Raw genomic sequence first — 15,709 nt, 5'->3', positions numbered from 1 at the left:
CCTTAGGTAGCGGCCATTGCTGCGAGTGAACAACGCGCCAACTTCCGTTCGACAGACATTCACGGCGATCGCCAGGCAAAACAGCGGGAACGAGAGGCGTCCCAGAATGAACAGGTTATCCAGTGATGGCCATGCCAGACGCATGTGGTCGAGCACCATCGTGAGCAGGGCGATCCACTTGATGAGGTCCTGTCCGTTGTGTCGTTCAACCCGCGAAGGTGGTGATTCGTACGCGCTCAACTCAGGTTCTCCAGGATGAGAATCGCAAGGACCAGATACCGTCCGCCCTTGGCGAGCGTGACGATCAGGACGAACCGCCAGAGCGGCTCTTTCATCACGCCGGCGATCACGGTTAGCGGGTCTCCAATGATGGGTACCCAACTGAGCAGCAGCGACCAGTACCCGTAACGTTCATAGGAGGCTTTGGCTTTTTCGAAGGCCGCTTGCTTTACCGGAAACCAGCGCTTTTCGCGATAAGCCTCGATACCTCGTCCCAGCAGCCAGTTCACAACCGATCCGAGTACGTTGCCTGTGGTGGCCACCACCAGCAGGATGGCTGTGGAAAAACGCTCGGATATCAGCAGTCCGCCCAGCACTGCCTCCGATTGCATGGGCAGCAGGGTTGCCGCGCCGAATGCAGCCAGAAACAGGCCGAGGTAACCGCCGTACTCAAACATTCAACAACCGAGCACCGTGCCTACAGGTATTTGGTGATTTGCTTGAATTCGTCCAGTGCCGAACGGTCGCCCTTGCTCAGGGCTGTCACCGAGTCTTCCAGGCAATGGTCGATGTGGTCCTGGATCAGTGTCCGCTTCGCCTGGCACACGGCCTTTTCAACAGCATGGAGCTGCTGGGCGATGTCCACGCATTCACGTCCTTCATCGATCATGGTGATGATGCTGCGCAGGTGGCCGTCCGCTCGCTTGAGGCGTTTGATGATGGCGTCGTGAGTCTGGTGGGTATGAGCGTGACCATGCGGTTGGTCGTGAACGTGTTCTGACATGACTTGAGTCTCAGACGGCGATACTTTACGCTCTGCATGCTATCCCCCTGGGGGGGTTGGGTCAAACGCGCTATTTCACACCGTGTTTCAACCGGATAAGCATTGGGATGTCTCGTCGTTTTCTTTCAGCGACCATGATCGTGGCTTTGGCAATGGCCTTTCTGCTGGCCTGGACCGGTCATGCCTATTCACTTTCCGTCCTCTCGCAAATCACGGCAAAGAGCGCCCAGAGCCTGACTCATGATCACTCCCACGACTCGTCCCTGAGTTGTGCGCAGTGCTCTGATCACTACCACTCCCCCCTGACGCCCGATCACCAGCACGAAACGCCTCAGATACCAGCTGCAATCCACTTCTCCAGTCATTTCGAAGCCTCGGTACACCTGGCCATGCTGGGCGATTCCGTGCCTTGGCCCCCCATCTTCCGTATCGAACGCCCACCCCGTCCTGTGCTTGCTTCCTGACCAAGGCCGCTCTGCGGCCAACAATCACTGCAAGAAAGGATTGATCCATGCATTCGCACTCCCTAAAGGGTGGGGGCCTGTTCGCCATGCGTTCACGCCACCTGTTGTATCTGCTGTTCCTGCTCGTCGCCTCGCTGTTCATCGGCATGCCAGAAGCTCTGGCCCATGCCGTGGCCGAGGGTGACAAGGGCTTCATCCAGGAAAGCACCGGGGTCATGCTGATCCCCTTCATCTACATGGGCGCCAAGCACATGGTCACGGGATACGACCATCTGCTGTTCCTGTTCGGCGTCATCTTCTTCCTCTACCGGCTGAAGGATGTCGGCCTGTACGTCACGCTGTTTGCGGTCGGCCATTCGGTGACGCTGCTGATCGGCGTGCTGACGGAAGTCAGCATCAGCTCGTACGTCATCGACGCAATCATCGGTTTCTCGGTGGTGTACAAGGCCCTGGATAACCTGGGCGCCTTCCAGCGCTGGTTCGGCTATCAGCCGAACACCAAGGCCGCCACGCTGATTTTCGGCCTGCTGCACGGCTTCGGCCTGGCAACCAAGATCCAGGAATACGAGATCTCTCCCGATGGGCTGATCCCCAACCTGATCGCCTTCAACGTAGGGGTGGAGATCGGTCAGCTGATGGCGTTGAGCGCCATTCTGATCCTGATGGGCTTCTGGAGGCAGACCCCAAGCTTCTGGCGTCATGCCTATACCGCCAACGTCGCAATGATGAGTGCTGGTTTCCTGTTGATGGGTTACCAGATCTCCGGCCTGTTTCTGACCGCTTAAGGACTCCTGATCATGTTCAATTCTCCACTCCCATCGGCAAGCGAATTGCCGAGCAGCCGCCAACTCGTTCGTTCCACCGTCATTGCCCTGGCTGTCGCCATGGGCCTGCTGGTCACCGTGGTGATGCCTTCGGAATACGCGGTCGACCCGACCGGCCTGGGCCGCGCCATGGGCCTGACGCAAATGGGCGAGATCAAGATCACCCTCGCTGCCGAGGCTTTGGCTGACGAGGCTGCGTCGAAAGCGGCAGCTGCTCCGGCCCCAGCTCCTGTCGTTGCTGCTGCACCGGCACCTGCACCGGTAGCGCCACCCGTACAGCAAGTGGCAGCAGCCCCTCAGCCCGCGGCTCCCGTATCCAGCAAACCTGCTGCCAACGCCAAGTCCGATCAGGTCACCGTAACCCTGACGCCAGGCGAAGGTCGGGAGATCAAGCTGGAAATGCTCAAGGGCAGCACTGTGAGCTATGAATGGACCGCATCCGGCCCGGTCAACCACGACACCCACGGTGAGATCTACAACGCCGCCCAAGGCGATTTCCACAGCTACAGCAAAGGGCGTCAGGTGAAAGGCGACAAGGGCGACCTGACCGCGCTGTTCGATGGCACCCATGGCTGGTTCTGGCGTAACCGCACCAACGCCGATGTCACCATCGTGCTGAACACGACTGGCGACTACCTGAACGTGAAGAAGTAATCCCGCCGGGGCGAACCTGTTGTTCGCCCCGACTTTTTGATCTCAATTGGAATAGCTGAAGATGACTACCAAAATCCTCAAATCGCTCGTTGTGCTGAGCTTCCTCGGCCTGTTGGCTGCCTGCGGTGGTACTGATACCGAATCGAAGTCTGGCGATGCGGGTCACGGCCACTCGCACGAGTGATGCAAACAGGGCCGCTAAAGCGGCCCTGTTTCTTTCTGGATTACGCGAAGATCATCGATAGAACCCGTGCAACGCGGGCTTTATGGCTTTGGCCATTTCCGGTGATCGTCATCGATGACGAACGAGTGCGCATGCGCATTGCCGTTGGCCACGTGCGGGTGGTCTTCCGGCAGGTCATCGTGATTGTGCGCTACCACGTCTTCCTCATACTCCGGGCGCCAGATCCGCTTGCTCACCAGCCAGGCTACGGCGGCAACCAGACTCAGTCCGATGAACGAAGCCGTCAGGCTGACGCTTGCCCCCAACCATCCCGCGAGCGGGTAGGTGATCAGCCAGCAGGCGTGTGAAAGGGCGAACTGGGCGGCGAACAGCGCAGGTCGATCCTGGGCTGAGGACGAGCGCCGCAGAATGCGTCCGGACGGTGTCTGTGCCAGGGAGTAGCCGGCACCCAACACCAGCCACAACAGGATCAGCGCCGGGTAACTGGAGACGAAGGTACCCAGGATCAAACCGGCTACCAGCACGGCACCGCCGGCCAGCATCGCCTTGCGATCGTCCAGTCGTTCCAGCAGCTTGGGCAGCATCAGGGCGACCACCATCGAGCCACCGCCGAAGGCCATCAAGGCCATGGCGGTAGAGCTCTGGGGCAGCGCGAACTTGGATTGCACCAGTACCACGGTGTTGACGATGACCATGGCGCTGGCGGCTGCGATCGTCAGGTTCAGTGCAAGAAGGCCACGCAGCCGCGGGGTGCGCAGGAAAATCCGCATGCCCTTGGTGGTGCGTTCATAGATGCTGCGTTTGGGTCCTCGTGCCGCCAGGGGCAGCACCACGGTACCGACCATCGCGGCGGACACCAGGAAGCCCACCACCGTGCCCGCGAACAGGCTGTGGAAGCTGACCACCGTAAGCAACAGCGCGGCCAGCATCGGACTGATCACGCTTTCCAGGTCATAGGCCAGGCGCGAAAGGGAAAGCGCCCGGGTGTACTCGCGCTCATCCGGCAGGATGTCAGGGATGGTGGCCTGGAAGGTTGGCGTAAACGCCGCAGAGGCCGACTGCAGCACGAAAATCAGCACGTACACCTGCCAGATCTCGGTGACGAAGGGCAGCATCAGCGCGACCGCTGCCCTGACCAGATCGAGGGTGACCAGCATCGCCTTGCGCGGCAGATGCTCGGCGAACGCGGCGGCAACCGGTGCAACGCCGATGTAAGCCGCCATCTTGATGGCGAGCGCGGTACCCAATACAGCTCCCGCCTGGGCGCCGGCCAGGTCGAATGCCAGAAGCCCGAGGGCAACCGTCGCCAGACCAGTGCCCACCAGGGCGATCACCTGGGCCAGAAAGAGGTGTCGATAAGTACGATTTTTTAGAACGGATAGCATGCGCTACCTCCGGGTAGTGCGGGTGATTCATGTTTCTAGCGTATCCCCCCTGGGGGGATACGGTCAACGTGAGTGAATCGAACCCTCATCCCGGCAGTGCATTTTCCTGAGAACAGAGCTAAAGTAGAGATTCATACATTTTATGTTTGATTCTCTACATGAAAAATTGGCTTCTTCTTGTGTTGGCACTCCCCACGGCCAACGCGACCGAACGTATGCGTGCCTGGCGGGCGTTGAAGGCTTGCGGCGCTGCCGTGCTGCGCGACGGTGTGTACCTGTTGCCTGAGCAGGACGCGGGCCGCGAGGCGTTCGAGTCCGTGGAGCGCGATGTGACGGTCAGCGGCGGCACTGCGTTTCTGCTGGCATTCCCGGACGAAGAAACTCGCTTCGCCGGCCTGTTCGACCGGAGTGAGGAGTACAGCAAGCTGCGCGACGAAGTCGCCGCGTGCAGGGAGGGACTGCTTCCCGAGAACGCCCTGCAGGTCGCTCGCCAGGTCAGAAAACTGCGCAAGAGCTTCGCCCAGTTGGCCCTGATCGACTTCTTCCCCGGCGTTGCGAAGCAGCAGACGGAGACCGCGCTGGAAGCGCTGGAGACGGCAATCAGCCGTGCCCTCTCACCTGATGAACCGCACATTCAGGATCATCCCGTCACGCTGCTGGACCACAGTCATTACCAGGGGCGTCGCTGGGCAACCCGTCGACGTCCCTGGGTCGACCGGCTGGCCTGTGCCTGGCTCATCCAGCGCTTCATCGACAGCGGCGCGGAAATCCTCTGGCTGGAATCCCCGAGCGACTGCCCCGCCGATGCACTGGGCTTTGACTTCGATGGCGCCGCGTTCAGCCATGTCGGGCACCGCGTCACCTTCGAAACCCTGATCGACAGCTTCGTGCTGCAGGCTCCAGGCCTTTCACGCATCGCCGCGCTGGTTCACTACCTCGATGTCGGTGGCAGCCAGCCTGCGGAAGCGTCCGGCATCGAGCGTGTCCTGGCGGGCCTGCGCGAGAGCATTACCGATGACAACCAACTGATGGCAGCGGCAAACGGCATCTTCGACGGGCTGCTGGCGGCCTTTGCCAACGAGGAAAACGGTCATGGCTGAAACGACGACGCTGGCCACGGGCGAAGCCCCCCTCAAGCCAGCGACCCCGGTGGGCTTGTTCGAAGCGTTGCTGTTCTGGCTGAAGATCGGCTTCATCAGCTTTGGCGGGCCGGCAGGACAGATCTCCATCCTCCACCAGGAGTTGGTGGAGCGTCGCCGCTGGATCAGCGAGAAGCGCTTTCTGCATGCCCTGAACTACTGCATGTTGCTGCCCGGGCCCGAGGCCCAGCAGCTCGCGACCTACATCGGTTGGTTGATGCACCGGACCTGGGGCGGGGTGATTGCTGGCGGGCTGTTCGTGCTGCCGTCGCTGTTCATCCTGATCGGGCTGTCGTGGGTCTATATCGAGTTCGGCAACGTTCCGGTGGTTGCCGGGATCTTCTATGGCATCAAGCCGGCGGTCACCGCGATCGTCGTTCATGCGGCGCACCGCATCGGTTCCCGGGCATTGAAGAATGGCTGGCTATGGGCGATCGCCGCAGCATCCTTCGTCGCCATTTTTGCCCTGAACGTCCCGTTCCCGCTGATCGTTCTGGCCGCTGCCGTGCTGGGCTACATCGGCGGAAAAGTGCTGCCGGACAAGTTCGTGACCGCTGGCAAGCATGGCTCCGGGAAGGCCAGTTACGGGCCTGCGCTGATCGATGACGATACACCGCCACCCGCGCATGCCCGTTTCCGCTGGAGCTATCTGCTCAAGCTGATCCTGATCGGTGCGGCGCTATGGATGCTCCCCATGGGGTTGCTGACCGTCATCTTCGGCTGGCAAGGCACTCTGACCCAGATGGGGTGGTTCTTCACCAAGGCTGCGTTGCTCACCTTCGGCGGTGCCTACGCGGTGTTGCCCTATGTCTACCAAGGTGCGGTCGGTCACTACGGCTGGCTGTCGCCCACGCAGATGATCGACGGCCTGGCCCTGGGGGAAACAACGCCGGGGCCGTTGATCATGGTGGTGACTTTCGTCGGCTTCATTGGCAGCTACATCCACCCGATGTTCGGCACCGACCATCCGTTCCTGGCGGGCGCGGTGGCGGCTGTGCTGGTCACCTGGTTCACCTTCCTGCCCTCGTTCCTGTTCATCCTTGCCGGCGGTCCGCTGGTGGAGTCGACGCACAACGAACTGAAGTTCACAGCGCCGCTGACCGGGATCACCGCCGCCGTGGTAGGTGTGATCCTGAATCTGGCGTTGTTCTTCGGTTACCACGTGCTCTGGCCCAACGGCTTTGGGGGAGGATTCGAGTGGGCCTCCGCACTTATCGCCGCGGCCGCCGCTATTGCCCTGTTCTACTTCAAGCGCGGTGTGATCCAGGTGCTGGTGATGAGTGCACTGGCGGGGCTGGCGGTCCAGCTGTCGATGCGTTGAGGAGGATGCCGCTTGAGGGTGATCCGGGGCAGGCGGTCAAGCGCCTGCCTCAAGATCGAGGGGGAAGGAGGAAGTAGAGAAACAGCACATCCATGAGCCTAGGATGGGCTTTTAGCGTTTTCCTTTTCTTTGGTCTCTGCCGGTTTGGCTTTGTCTGCGGTGTCTTTTTCACCCCAGAGGCGTTTCTGGTCCTCGCGGAATTTCTTGTTGAATTCGATCGAGCGGTCGTAGCCATCTTCGGCAAATACCGGTGTCGTCACACCAACAGCCAGTACACCGATGAGAAGCGCTTGGGTCAGTCGCATTTTCAGAAACTCCAGGGGTTTGGATCTCAATGGATCGTGAGATTTTCGATACCCCTGAAGCTTAAAGAAGCGTCTCTGACGACAACGTGAGGCGCGAATTACAATGTTGAAAGACGCCTTGGGCTCAGAGACGGTTCACCGGAAAACTCAGGTGGAACCAGGTAAAGCCCGAGCCCGTTATTTCTACCTTCGCCACGCCTTGGTGCAGGCTCATGATCGATCGCACGATGGCAAGCCCGAGGCCTGTGCCTCCCTCGCTGCGCGCACGCCCTTTGTCGACCCGATAGAAGCGTTCGAACAGATGAGGCAGGTGCTCTTCCGGAATACCTTGGCCTGGATTGCCTACGCTGAGCCTGATGTGCTCCTGCTCACGGTGAACCTTCACCACTACAGCCTGCCCTTGTGGGCAGTAGCGAATGGCGTTGGAGAGCAAATTGGACACTGCCCGTTGAATCATCAGGCGATTGCCTTGGATCACATCGACACTGCCTGACACATCGAGCCGAACGCCGCTCTCTTCGGCACTCAGGCTGAACAAGTCACTGACCCTCTGCACCTCGTCGACCAGTGCCACCGTCTCGAATTGCACCAAGGCTGCAGGCTGGCTGACATGTGCCAGGAAAAGCATGTCGGCCACCATGCTTTTCATGCGATCCAGCTCCTCGGCGCAGGATTCCAGCACCTCACGGTACTCCTCCGAGCTGCGTGGTCGTGACAGGGCCACCTGTGCTTTGCCCATCAGGTTAGTGAGCGGAGCACGCAACTCGTGGGACAGGTCGTCCGAGAACTGCGATAGCTGCTGCACGCCACCGTCCAGGCGGTGCAGCATAAAGTTGATGCCGTCCGCGAGCTCCAGCAGTTCGATCGGCAAGCGGTCGGTAGGCAGCCGATGCTGCATGTTGTCGGTGGAGATCTTCGACGCGACTTTCAGAAAGCGCGTAAGCGGCAGCAAGCCCCGGCGTACCGTCCACCAGGCCACGACCATGATCAGCGCCAGGATGAAGGGTGACGCCATCAGGGCCCAGCTCAGCATCGCCCGGAGCAATTCGGCATCGGAGGATTCATCCACGGTCATGTACACACCGACCTGGGTACCGTCAGCCAGACGCATGAGCTGGGAAACGCTGAGCATGGGCATGCCCAGTTCGTTGTTCCACTCGTAGAACTCCACTTGATCGTTGGCAGGAAAGCTGGTGAGTTCGGTGGTTATCTTTTTCGAGCCGATGGTCAGCAGGGGGATTCGGCTGTTTGCCGTATCGAAAATGCTGACGAACAGGTTGTTGTGGCCCATCGCAAGGTCGACCAACTGGTGGGAGTCTGCGGTGACCTCGGACAGATCCGCGACGGTCGATAGGTTATGGGCCATGCCACCCATCTTGGTGATCAGGCTGCTTTGCGCCGTGCGCTCCAGCGCCTGGCCGAGCATCAGGTAGCCCACGATAGAGAGCAGCACCAGCAGTATCACGCTCATCAAGCCGACTTTGAGTCCCAACCTGGCGGCCAGGCTGAAGCGCTTCATGAACGCTCCTCGATCACATAGCCCACACCGCGCAGGGTGTGGATAAGTTTGTTCTCGAACGGATCGTCGATCTTGGCGCGCAGGCGCCGGATCGCCACGTCGATCACGTTGGTATCGCAGTCGAAGTTCATGTCCCAGACCAGGGAAATGATCTGCGAGCGGGTCAGGGCTTCCCCTGGGTGGCTCATGAGCAGGCGCAACAGGGCGAATTCCTTGGTAGTCAGCTCGACGCGCAGGTCACCCCGGAACGCGCGGTGGCGACCCGGATCCAGCTCAAGGTCTGCGACCCGCAAGGTCGGGTGGTCCACCACCTTGTCGCCACGCCGCTGCAGCGAGCGGATGCGGGCAAGCAGTTCCGGAAACTCGAACGGCTTCACTAGATAGTCGTCGGCGCCGCCGTCCAGGCCCTTCAGCTTGTCGTGCAGGCGGCCACGACCGGTCAGCATGATGATGCGAACCCGACTGGTCTTGCGGATCGTGTCGAGCACGTCCCAGCCGTCCACCTTGGGCAGGTTCACATCCAGGATGACCAGGCCGTAGGTGTTGTGCTGGAACAGGTGCAGCGCATCGACACCATTACTTGCCCGGTCAACGATATAGCCACTTTCGGTAAGCCCTTGCTGAAGATATTCGGCAGTTTTGGCTTCGTCTTCCACTACTAGAACACGCATTATTTGTTTATCTCAAATTAAAAAAGTATTCGGGTGTCAAATAAAAAAATATTCATTTATTTCTTGAAGTGTCATTGCCTCATGCACCGAACCAGCATGGTGATCATCGATGAATCAATCTTAAAACGAAAATCAGGAGGGAGGTGGAATCCTTCAAATTTGTAATTCAGCGGTAACGTTCCTGATAGTCACCCCCCTCTAGAATCGAACCTGTAGAGGAGTCTACGACAATCTCCTTCCATGCAAAGGGTGCAGCAGACGAGTGGGTTACTCATGTGTGTCCTGCGACCGCGCTCGCCTTGCGATTTAAAAATCCTCAAAGACAGGTCTAAAGCATGCCCATGTCATGGCGCTTCACGGGGAACTTTCGATGAATAACGAACATTATCTGCGCAGTGTAAAGGGGCTCTCTTTCGCCATCGCTTTTATTATTTCAGGGCCTGCCATGAGTGCTGAGAAGTTCTCTGTCGCCAATGAACAGATTCAAGCGCTGGGTATCAAGACGTCTGCTGTGCAAAGCATGAAACAGACGGTCAGCACGCGATATCCCGGCCAGGTTGTCGTGCCTCCGAAAGCGGAGCAGATCGTCAGTTCCCCACTTGAAGGTGTGGTGGTGCAACTGCTGGTGGGCGAGTACCAGGCCGTTCGCAAAGGCGAGCCGGTCGTGCGCCTGTCCAGTCCGGCGATGAGCCAGCTCCAGCTCCAGCTGTTGCAGGCATCTGCCCGCGCCACGCTGGCCCGGCAGGCCTACACCCGGGAACAGAAGCTGTTCGATGAGGGCATCATTCCGCAGCGTCGGGCGCAGGAAGCCCAGGCAACGCTGAAGGAAGCGGAAGCGACTCTGGTGCAGACCAAGGCCGAACTGGCCCTGGCGGGAATGACCCCGGCCATGATCGAGCAGGTCATCCGCTCCGGGATTCCTTCCGACAGGATCACCCTCAGCGCCGTTCAGGACGGCATTGTCAGCAACATCTCGGTCCGGCCCGGCCAGCGGGTCGACGGTGCCACGTCGCTGCTGAACATCACCCAGGTCGATGCGCTGTGGCTGGACGTGCAGATTCCGGCCGCGGCCAGTATTGGCATTCAGCCGGGCGCGGGCGTAACGGTGGTCGACAAGGGCATTAATGGGCGTGTCATCAACCTGAGCCCGACCCTCTCGGCTACCAGCCAGTTCGTGGTGCTGCGCGCCGAAATCGAAAATGCCAACGGCGCCCTGCGTCCCGGCGAGCTCGTCACCGTGGAGATCCCGGTTCAGGCCGCTGGCAAATCCTGGGACATCCCTCTGTCTGCCGTCGCTCGCAACAAGACCGACTCCGTGGTGTTCGTCCGCACGCCCGACGGTTTTGAAGCCCGCCCGGTCAAGGTCGAAGTCAGCGCGGGGCAACTGGTCCGTGTCCAGGGCAACATCAGCGAACAGGACCAGGTTGCCGTCGCCGGCGTGATTGCGCTGAAAGGCGCCTGGCTTGAAGAGGACGGTGAGTGATGCTGAGCCGTCTTATCCAATTCTCTTTGTCCCAGCGCCTGTTCATGGTGCTGGCGACGCTGTTGCTGACCGGCGCGGGCTGGTATGCCTACCGTGGGCTGCCCATCGATGCCTTCCCTGATGTGGCCAGCACCCAGGTCAAGGTGATCATGAAGGCACCGGGGATGACCCCGGAAGAAGTTGAAAGCCGGATTGCCGTGCCGATCGAAGTGGAAATGCTCGGTATTCCCAAGACCAAGATCCTGCGCTCGGTCACCAAGTACGGCCTGGTCGATGTCACCATCGATTTTCAGGATGGCACTGACATCTACTGGGCGCGGCAACAGGTTTCCGAGCGTCTCGGCAACCTGAGCGACAGCCTGCCGGACGGCATCAGTGGCGGCATGGCGCCGATCACCACACCGCTGGGCGAGATGTTTATGTTCACGGTGGACGGTACAACCTTGTCTCTGGTCGAACGTCGCAGCCTGCTCGACTGGGTGATCCGGCCGGCGCTGCGTACCGTACCTGGCGTGGCGGATGTGAACTCCCTCGGTGGCCAGGTCAGGACCTTCGAGGTACTGCCAGATCCCATCCGCATGGCTGCCAGCGGCGTGAGCCTTGAGCAGCTGACCAACGCGGTCAACACCAACAACCGTAACGACGGTGCCGGCCGACTGGGTGAAGGTGACGAAGTCCTGCTGGTACGCAGCGAGGGCAGCATCCGCACCCTGGATGACCTGCGGGCCGTTGTGGTCAATTCCAACAGCTCCAGCCCGGTGCGGGTTGGCGACCTGGCCGAGGTTCGCCTTGGCACCCTGACCCGCTACGGCGTGGTGACCCAGGATGGCAAGGGCGAGGCTGTGCAAGGCCTGGTGCTCGGCCTGGCTGGCGCCAACGCCCGCCAAGTGGTCGCCGGTGTGCAACTGAAGCTCAAGGAACTGGAGGCCACACTACCGAAAGGCATCACCATCACCAGCTTCTACGATCGCTCGTCGCTGGTCGATAAAGCGGTAGGGGCTGTGTCCAAGGCGCTGATCGAGGCCACCGTGTTGGTCATCGTGTTGCTGGCCCTGTTCCTCGGCAACGTTCGCGCAGCGCTGACGGTTGCCCTGGTACTTCCGCTGGCGGCGTTGATCACCTTCATCCTGATGCGCTTCGTCGGCATGTCCGCCAACCTGATGAGTCTGGGAGGGCTGGCCATTGCCATCGGCATGTTGGTGGATGCCGCGGTGGTGGTGGTCGAGAACATCGTCCAGCGTCTGGCCACCGATCCTTCCGGTGGCAAGCTGCCGCGTCTGCACATCATCTACCGGGCGGTGCGCGAGGTCGCGGTACCGGTGACGTCCGGCATCCTGATCATCATCACGGTGTTCCTGCCGCTGCTCACCCTGCAGGACCTCGAAGGCAAGTTCTTCGTCCCGGTGGCGCTGACCATCGTCTTCGCTCTGGCGGGATCGTTGCTGCTGTCGCTGACCGTGATCCCCGTGCTGTCCTCCTACCTGCTGCGCGAGGTCAAGCACGAAGACCCCTGGCTTGCCCGCAAGCTGCTGGGCATCTATGGCCCGGTGCTGGAGTGGGGGCTTGGCCGGCAGAAACTGATCGCGATCATCGCTGGCGCCATGTTGGTCGTCGCTGGCCTGGTCTACACCCAGGTGGGCAAGACCTTCATGCCGACCATGGATGAAGGCGACCTGATCGTGGGTATCGAGAAACTGCCATCGGTCAGCCTCGAACAGACGGCCGAGCTGGACAAGAAGATCCAGACCGCGCTGATGGCAGCGGTCCCGGAGATCCGGGGCATCGTGGCGCGGGCCGGTTCCGACGAGATCGGTCTTGATCCCATGGGCCTGAACCAGACCGATACCTACCTGCTGCTCAAGCCCATGAGCGAATGGCGGATGGACACCAAGGAAGAGCTGATGGACGAGGTCCGCAAGGTGCTCGATCCAATGCCGGGTATCGGCTACAGCTTTACCCAGCCCATCGAGATGCGCGTCTCCGAGATGATCATCGGTGTGCGCGGCGACCTCGCCGTGAAGATCTATGGCCCTGACCTGGGCACCCTGAGCCAACTGGGCGGCAAGATCGAGTCGCTGCTCAAGACTGTGCAGGGCAACCAGGACGTCTACACCGTGCAGAACGACGGTGTGCAGTATCTGCGCGTGGAGATCGACCGGCTGCAGGCTGGCCGTTTCGGCCTGAGCGTCGAGGCCATCCAGGATGCACTGCGCGTGCAGATCGAAGGCCAGCAGGCCGGCCTGGTGATCGAAGGCAACCAGCGCACGCCGATCCTCATTCGCTCGGACGAGTCGGTGCGCACGTCGCCGGCGGACTTCAACGCGGTGCGGATCACCACGCCGGATGGCCAGACCATTCCGCTGAGCAGCGTGGCGAGACTGGAGCGTGCCGATGGCCCGGTGAAGATCGACCGGGAAATGGGCAGCCGCTACAGCGTGGTGATCGCCAACGTCAGCGGTCGTGACCTGGTCGGCTTCGTCGAGGAGGCCAAGGCGCTGGTGGCTCAGCAGGTGGAACTGCCCAACGGCTATCGCATCAGCTGGGGCGGCCAGTTCGAGAACCAGCAGCGTGCGGCTGCCCGGCTGTCCATCGTCGTTCCCGTGGCGCTTGGTCTGATCTTCGTCCTGCTGTTCTCGACCTTCGGCTCCGTGCGCCAGGCGTTGCTTATCCTCAGCAACATCCCCTTCGCCCTGGTGGGCGGCATCGTCGCGCTGTGGGTCACTGGCGAGTACCTCTCGGTGCCAGCGTCGGTGGGGTTCATCGCTTTGTTGGGTATCGCGGTGCTCAACGGCATCGTGCTGGTCAGTTACTTCAACCAGTTGCATGGCGAAGGCCTGCCACTGCGGGAAGTGGTGCTCCAGGGTGCCCGTCGCCGGTTACGCCCGGTACTGATGACCGCCTCGATCACCGCCTTCGGTCTGGTCCCACTGTTGTTCGCTACCGGGCCCGGCTCCGAGATCCAGCGGCCGTTGGCCATCGTGGTGATCGGCGGTTTGATCACCGTCACCGCGCTCACCCTCATGTTGCTCCCGATTCTCTATCTGCGATTCGCCCACGCGAAAAAGGAGGCCAAAGATGCCTGATACCTGGTTGACGCTGCTCTGCACCCCAAGCTTGGAGGAGAAGCTCATCGACCACCTCCTGGTCGTGACGGGGAACCAGATCTTCACCAGCACACCGGTTGCGGCGCACGGGCTGTCCACCGCGGCACTCAATCCGATGGAGCGTGTCATGGGGCGGGCCAAGGCTGTGCAGATCCAACTCGTGGTGGAACGGCAGCAACTCACGGAGGTGCTGCAATCCCTCAAGGAGGAGTTTCCAAATACCGGGCTGCGCTATTGGACGGTCCAGGTCAGTAACTTTGGGGAGTTCGTGTGATGAAGCGCCTTGTTCCCCTGGCTCTGCTGATCAGTGTGTGTGGCACGGCCGTGGCGCAACCTGCCGCTCCGGCAAACATTCTGCCCAAGCCGCTGGTGGTGTCGCTGCTCAACGCCGATCCCCGCGTGGCCTCGGCACGCTCCAGCATGGATGCCGCCATGCTGGAGGCTGGCATCATCCGGCGTTCGCCTTATGAATGGACGGCCACGGCAATCGGCCAGCAACGGCGTACCGACGCTGGCCCCAACTACAACGAATGGAACGTGGGTATCGAGCGCACGGTGCGCCTGCCTGGCAAGGCCAGTGCCGACCAGGACATCAGTTCGGCAACGCTGCGATTGGCAGATGCCACCTATGGCGAAGTCCGTCATGAAGCCGCGCGGGAACTGATGACCCTGTGGCTGGATTGGCTGGTGTCGGAGCACGCGCTCACCATCGCCAATAAAGGCCTGGCCTCAGCCAAGGAAAGCCTGGCGGCGGCGGAAAAACGCAACCGTGCGGGTGACGCCTCTAAGCTGGATGTAAGCCTGGTCAAGGCGGAAGTGGCCGAGCAACTGCGACAAGGCAACGAAGCCAAGATAAAAGCCGCTGCGAGCTGGGCAACACTGTCGCGGCGCTTCCCTGGCATCGAGCGCAAAGTGGTTGATCTGCCCATTCCTTCGGCCGAACTCGGTCAGTACGACACCTGGCGCGAGCGGATCCTGGCCGAAAGCGATGTGCTGCGTCGGGTCGAAGCCTCTCTGCTGAGAAATCAGGGGCAATCGGCCCGGGCGAAGGCTGACAGGGTGCCGGATCCTACGTTGGGGGTATTCACCGCCTCCGAGCAGGGCAACCGTGAGCGCATCTACGGTGTCAGCTTCAGCATGCCGATCCCCAGCGGGTCGCGCAGTGCTCGCTACAGCCAGGCGCTGGCCCAGGAGAATGCGGCTCGCGAGGATGTCGACCTGGCCAAACGCGAGCTGGAAGCCGGGATTGCCCGTGACGTCGAACTGGCTTCAGGTGCTTACGAGAGCTACCTGATCGCGAAGGATGGCGCCGCTGCCATGACCCAGAACGAAGCACAGATGCAGCGTGCCTACGAACTGGGCGAGGTGGATCTGCAGTCGTTGTTGCTGGCTCGCCGGCAAGCCGTCGCATCGTCTACCAGCGCCCTGCAGGCCCACGCGGATACGCTGCGCACCCATCTGTCGCTGTTGATCGATGCCCACTGGATATGGGGGTTGGACGAAAGCTGAGTTGTTGCGTTGCCCGGCATAGGCCGGGCAACCTTTCAGAATCGTAATGAGTTACTCATGCTCCGGTTAGTTTTCGGCAGCAATGATAGGAAACGGCCAGTGACCACAGCTGAATAATAAACGGCCGTCCTATCTCAATAAGGG

General features: G+C 60.8%; 16 protein-coding genes. 9 read left to right on the top strand and 7 right to left on the bottom strand.

The window, feature by feature from the left end:
* The 3 genes from NA637_RS20955 to NA637_RS20945 form a co-directional block, all read right to left on the bottom strand.
* Positions 1 to 240, bottom strand: a 240-nt coding sequence (locus NA637_RS20955; RefSeq protein WP_256074494.1) for a TraX family protein, incomplete at its 3' end; no start/stop codon positions are given.
* The gene (locus tag NA637_RS20950) at positions 237 to 677 is read right to left on the bottom strand and encodes a YqaA family protein (protein WP_003089095.1); all 441 of its coding nucleotides are present in this window, start codon (positions 675 to 677) and stop codon (positions 237 to 239) included. The genes NA637_RS20955 and NA637_RS20950, both read right to left, overlap by 4 nt.
* A 20-nt stretch (positions 678 to 697) precedes the next feature.
* Positions 698 to 1,003, bottom strand: coding sequence for a metal-sensing transcriptional repressor (locus NA637_RS20945; RefSeq protein ID WP_003089094.1), 306 nt, complete (start codon positions 1,001 to 1,003; stop codon positions 698 to 700).
* Between the two features lie 511 nt (positions 1,004 to 1,514).
* Between NA637_RS20945 and NA637_RS20940 the strand changes: the two genes are divergently transcribed.
* From NA637_RS20940 to NA637_RS20930, 3 genes are all read left to right on the top strand, one after another.
* Positions 1,515 to 2,252 (top strand): HupE/UreJ family protein, encoded by a 738-nt coding sequence (locus NA637_RS20940; protein WP_003089091.1) that lies wholly within the window; start codon positions 1,515 to 1,517, stop codon positions 2,250 to 2,252.
* 12 nt (positions 2,253 to 2,264) lie between these two features.
* On the top strand, positions 2,265 to 2,945 hold the full coding sequence (locus NA637_RS20935; RefSeq protein WP_003089089.1) for a hypothetical protein: 681 nt from the start codon (positions 2,265 to 2,267) through the stop codon (positions 2,943 to 2,945).
* A gap of 61 nt (positions 2,946 to 3,006) precedes the next feature.
* Positions 3,007 to 3,129 (top strand): hypothetical protein, encoded by a 123-nt coding sequence (locus NA637_RS20930; protein ID WP_016713062.1) that lies wholly within the window; start codon positions 3,007 to 3,009, stop codon positions 3,127 to 3,129.
* Between the two features lie 80 nt (positions 3,130 to 3,209).
* On the opposite strand, the gene NA637_RS20925 is transcribed toward NA637_RS20930, so the two are convergent.
* Positions 3,210 to 4,514: an MFS transporter gene (locus NA637_RS20925; protein WP_003089087.1), complete on the bottom strand. Its 1,305-nt coding sequence runs from the start codon at positions 4,512 to 4,514 to the stop codon at positions 3,210 to 3,212.
* Between the two features lie 158 nt (positions 4,515 to 4,672).
* Here NA637_RS20925 and NA637_RS20920 point away from each other — a divergent pair, with 158 nt between their 5' ends.
* Positions 4,673 to 5,614 carry a chromate resistance protein ChrB domain-containing protein gene (locus NA637_RS20920; protein ID WP_023095846.1) on the top strand — a complete coding sequence of 314 codons (942 nt, stop codon included), beginning with the start codon at positions 4,673 to 4,675 and terminating at the stop codon, positions 5,612 to 5,614.
* Positions 5,607 to 6,974, top strand: coding sequence for a chromate efflux transporter (gene chrA / locus NA637_RS20915; protein WP_003089083.1), 1,368 nt, complete (start codon positions 5,607 to 5,609; stop codon positions 6,972 to 6,974). The genes NA637_RS20920 and chrA overlap by 8 nt, the downstream gene beginning before the upstream one ends.
* A 98-nt stretch (positions 6,975 to 7,072) precedes the next feature.
* Here chrA and NA637_RS20910 read toward each other — a convergent pair whose 3' ends face one another.
* From NA637_RS20910 to NA637_RS20900, 3 genes are all read right to left on the bottom strand, one after another.
* Positions 7,073 to 7,279: a hypothetical protein gene (locus tag NA637_RS20910; RefSeq protein WP_003089081.1), complete on the bottom strand. Its 207-nt coding sequence runs from the start codon at positions 7,277 to 7,279 to the stop codon at positions 7,073 to 7,075.
* A gap of 124 nt (positions 7,280 to 7,403) precedes the next feature.
* Entirely contained in the window at positions 7,404 to 8,798 is a 1,395-nt protein-coding gene (locus NA637_RS20905) for a heavy metal sensor histidine kinase (protein WP_003089080.1), read from the bottom strand.
* Positions 8,795 to 9,469 carry a heavy metal response regulator transcription factor gene (locus NA637_RS20900; RefSeq protein WP_003288515.1) on the bottom strand — a complete coding sequence of 225 codons (675 nt, stop codon included), beginning with the start codon at positions 9,467 to 9,469 and terminating at the stop codon, positions 8,795 to 8,797. Before NA637_RS20900 ends, NA637_RS20905 begins: the two co-directional genes overlap by 4 nt.
* Before the next feature lie 370 nt (positions 9,470 to 9,839).
* Between NA637_RS20900 and NA637_RS20895 the strand changes: the two genes are divergently transcribed.
* The 4 genes from NA637_RS20895 to NA637_RS20880 are packed head-to-tail and all read left to right on the top strand — an operon-like array spanning position 9,840 to position 15,565.
* Positions 9,840 to 10,952 (top strand): efflux RND transporter periplasmic adaptor subunit, encoded by a 1,113-nt coding sequence (locus tag NA637_RS20895; RefSeq protein WP_003089078.1) that lies wholly within the window; start codon positions 9,840 to 9,842, stop codon positions 10,950 to 10,952.
* Positions 10,952 to 14,035 (top strand): efflux RND transporter permease subunit, encoded by a 3,084-nt coding sequence (locus NA637_RS20890; protein WP_003089077.1) that lies wholly within the window; start codon positions 10,952 to 10,954, stop codon positions 14,033 to 14,035. The genes NA637_RS20895 and NA637_RS20890 overlap by 1 nt, the downstream gene beginning before the upstream one ends.
* Positions 14,028 to 14,330, top strand: coding sequence for a DUF3240 family protein (locus NA637_RS20885; protein ID WP_003288512.1), 303 nt, complete (start codon positions 14,028 to 14,030; stop codon positions 14,328 to 14,330). Before NA637_RS20890 ends, NA637_RS20885 begins: the two co-directional genes overlap by 8 nt.
* Entirely contained in the window at positions 14,330 to 15,565 is a 1,236-nt protein-coding gene (locus tag NA637_RS20880; protein WP_003089075.1) for a TolC family protein, read from the top strand. The genes NA637_RS20885 and NA637_RS20880 overlap by 1 nt, the downstream gene beginning before the upstream one ends.
* Positions 15,566 to 15,709: the final 144 nt, after the last annotated feature.

The sequence above is a fragment of the Stutzerimonas stutzeri genome (assembly GCF_024448935.1).
GTDB lineage: Bacteria > Pseudomonadota > Gammaproteobacteria > Pseudomonadales > Pseudomonadaceae > Stutzerimonas > Stutzerimonas stutzeri_AO.
The sequence above is the reverse complement of the archived record's forward strand: the minus strand, read 5'-3'. Positions and strand labels throughout refer to the sequence as shown.

Coding starts and splice junctions, on each gene's coding strand:
- NA637_RS20950 (WP_003089095.1), bottom strand. CDS start 677: ATGTTTGAGTACGGCGGTTACCTCGGCCTGTTTCTGGCTGCATTCGGC.
- NA637_RS20945 (WP_003089094.1), bottom strand. CDS start 1,003: ATGTCAGAACACGTTCACGACCAACCGCATGGTCACGCTCATACCCAC.
- NA637_RS20940 (WP_003089091.1), top strand. CDS start 1,515: ATGCATTCGCACTCCCTAAAGGGTGGGGGCCTGTTCGCCATGCGTTCA.
- NA637_RS20935 (WP_003089089.1), top strand. CDS start 2,265: ATGTTCAATTCTCCACTCCCATCGGCAAGCGAATTGCCGAGCAGCCGC.
- NA637_RS20930 (WP_016713062.1), top strand. CDS start 3,007: ATGACTACCAAAATCCTCAAATCGCTCGTTGTGCTGAGCTTCCTCGGC.
- NA637_RS20925 (WP_003089087.1), bottom strand. CDS start 4,514: ATGCTATCCGTTCTAAAAAATCGTACTTATCGACACCTCTTTCTGGCC.
- NA637_RS20920 (WP_023095846.1), top strand. CDS start 4,673: ATGAAAAATTGGCTTCTTCTTGTGTTGGCACTCCCCACGGCCAACGCG.
- chrA (WP_003089083.1), top strand. CDS start 5,607: ATGGCTGAAACGACGACGCTGGCCACGGGCGAAGCCCCCCTCAAGCCA.
- NA637_RS20910 (WP_003089081.1), bottom strand. CDS start 7,279: ATGCGACTGACCCAAGCGCTTCTCATCGGTGTACTGGCTGTTGGTGTG.
- NA637_RS20905 (WP_003089080.1), bottom strand. CDS start 8,798: ATGAAGCGCTTCAGCCTGGCCGCCAGGTTGGGACTCAAAGTCGGCTTG.
- NA637_RS20900 (WP_003288515.1), bottom strand. CDS start 9,469: ATGCGTGTTCTAGTAGTGGAAGACGAAGCCAAAACTGCCGAATATCTT.
- NA637_RS20895 (WP_003089078.1), top strand. CDS start 9,840: ATGAATAACGAACATTATCTGCGCAGTGTAAAGGGGCTCTCTTTCGCC.
- NA637_RS20890 (WP_003089077.1), top strand. CDS start 10,952: ATGCTGAGCCGTCTTATCCAATTCTCTTTGTCCCAGCGCCTGTTCATG.
- NA637_RS20885 (WP_003288512.1), top strand. CDS start 14,028: ATGCCTGATACCTGGTTGACGCTGCTCTGCACCCCAAGCTTGGAGGAG.
- NA637_RS20880 (WP_003089075.1), top strand. CDS start 14,330: ATGAAGCGCCTTGTTCCCCTGGCTCTGCTGATCAGTGTGTGTGGCACG.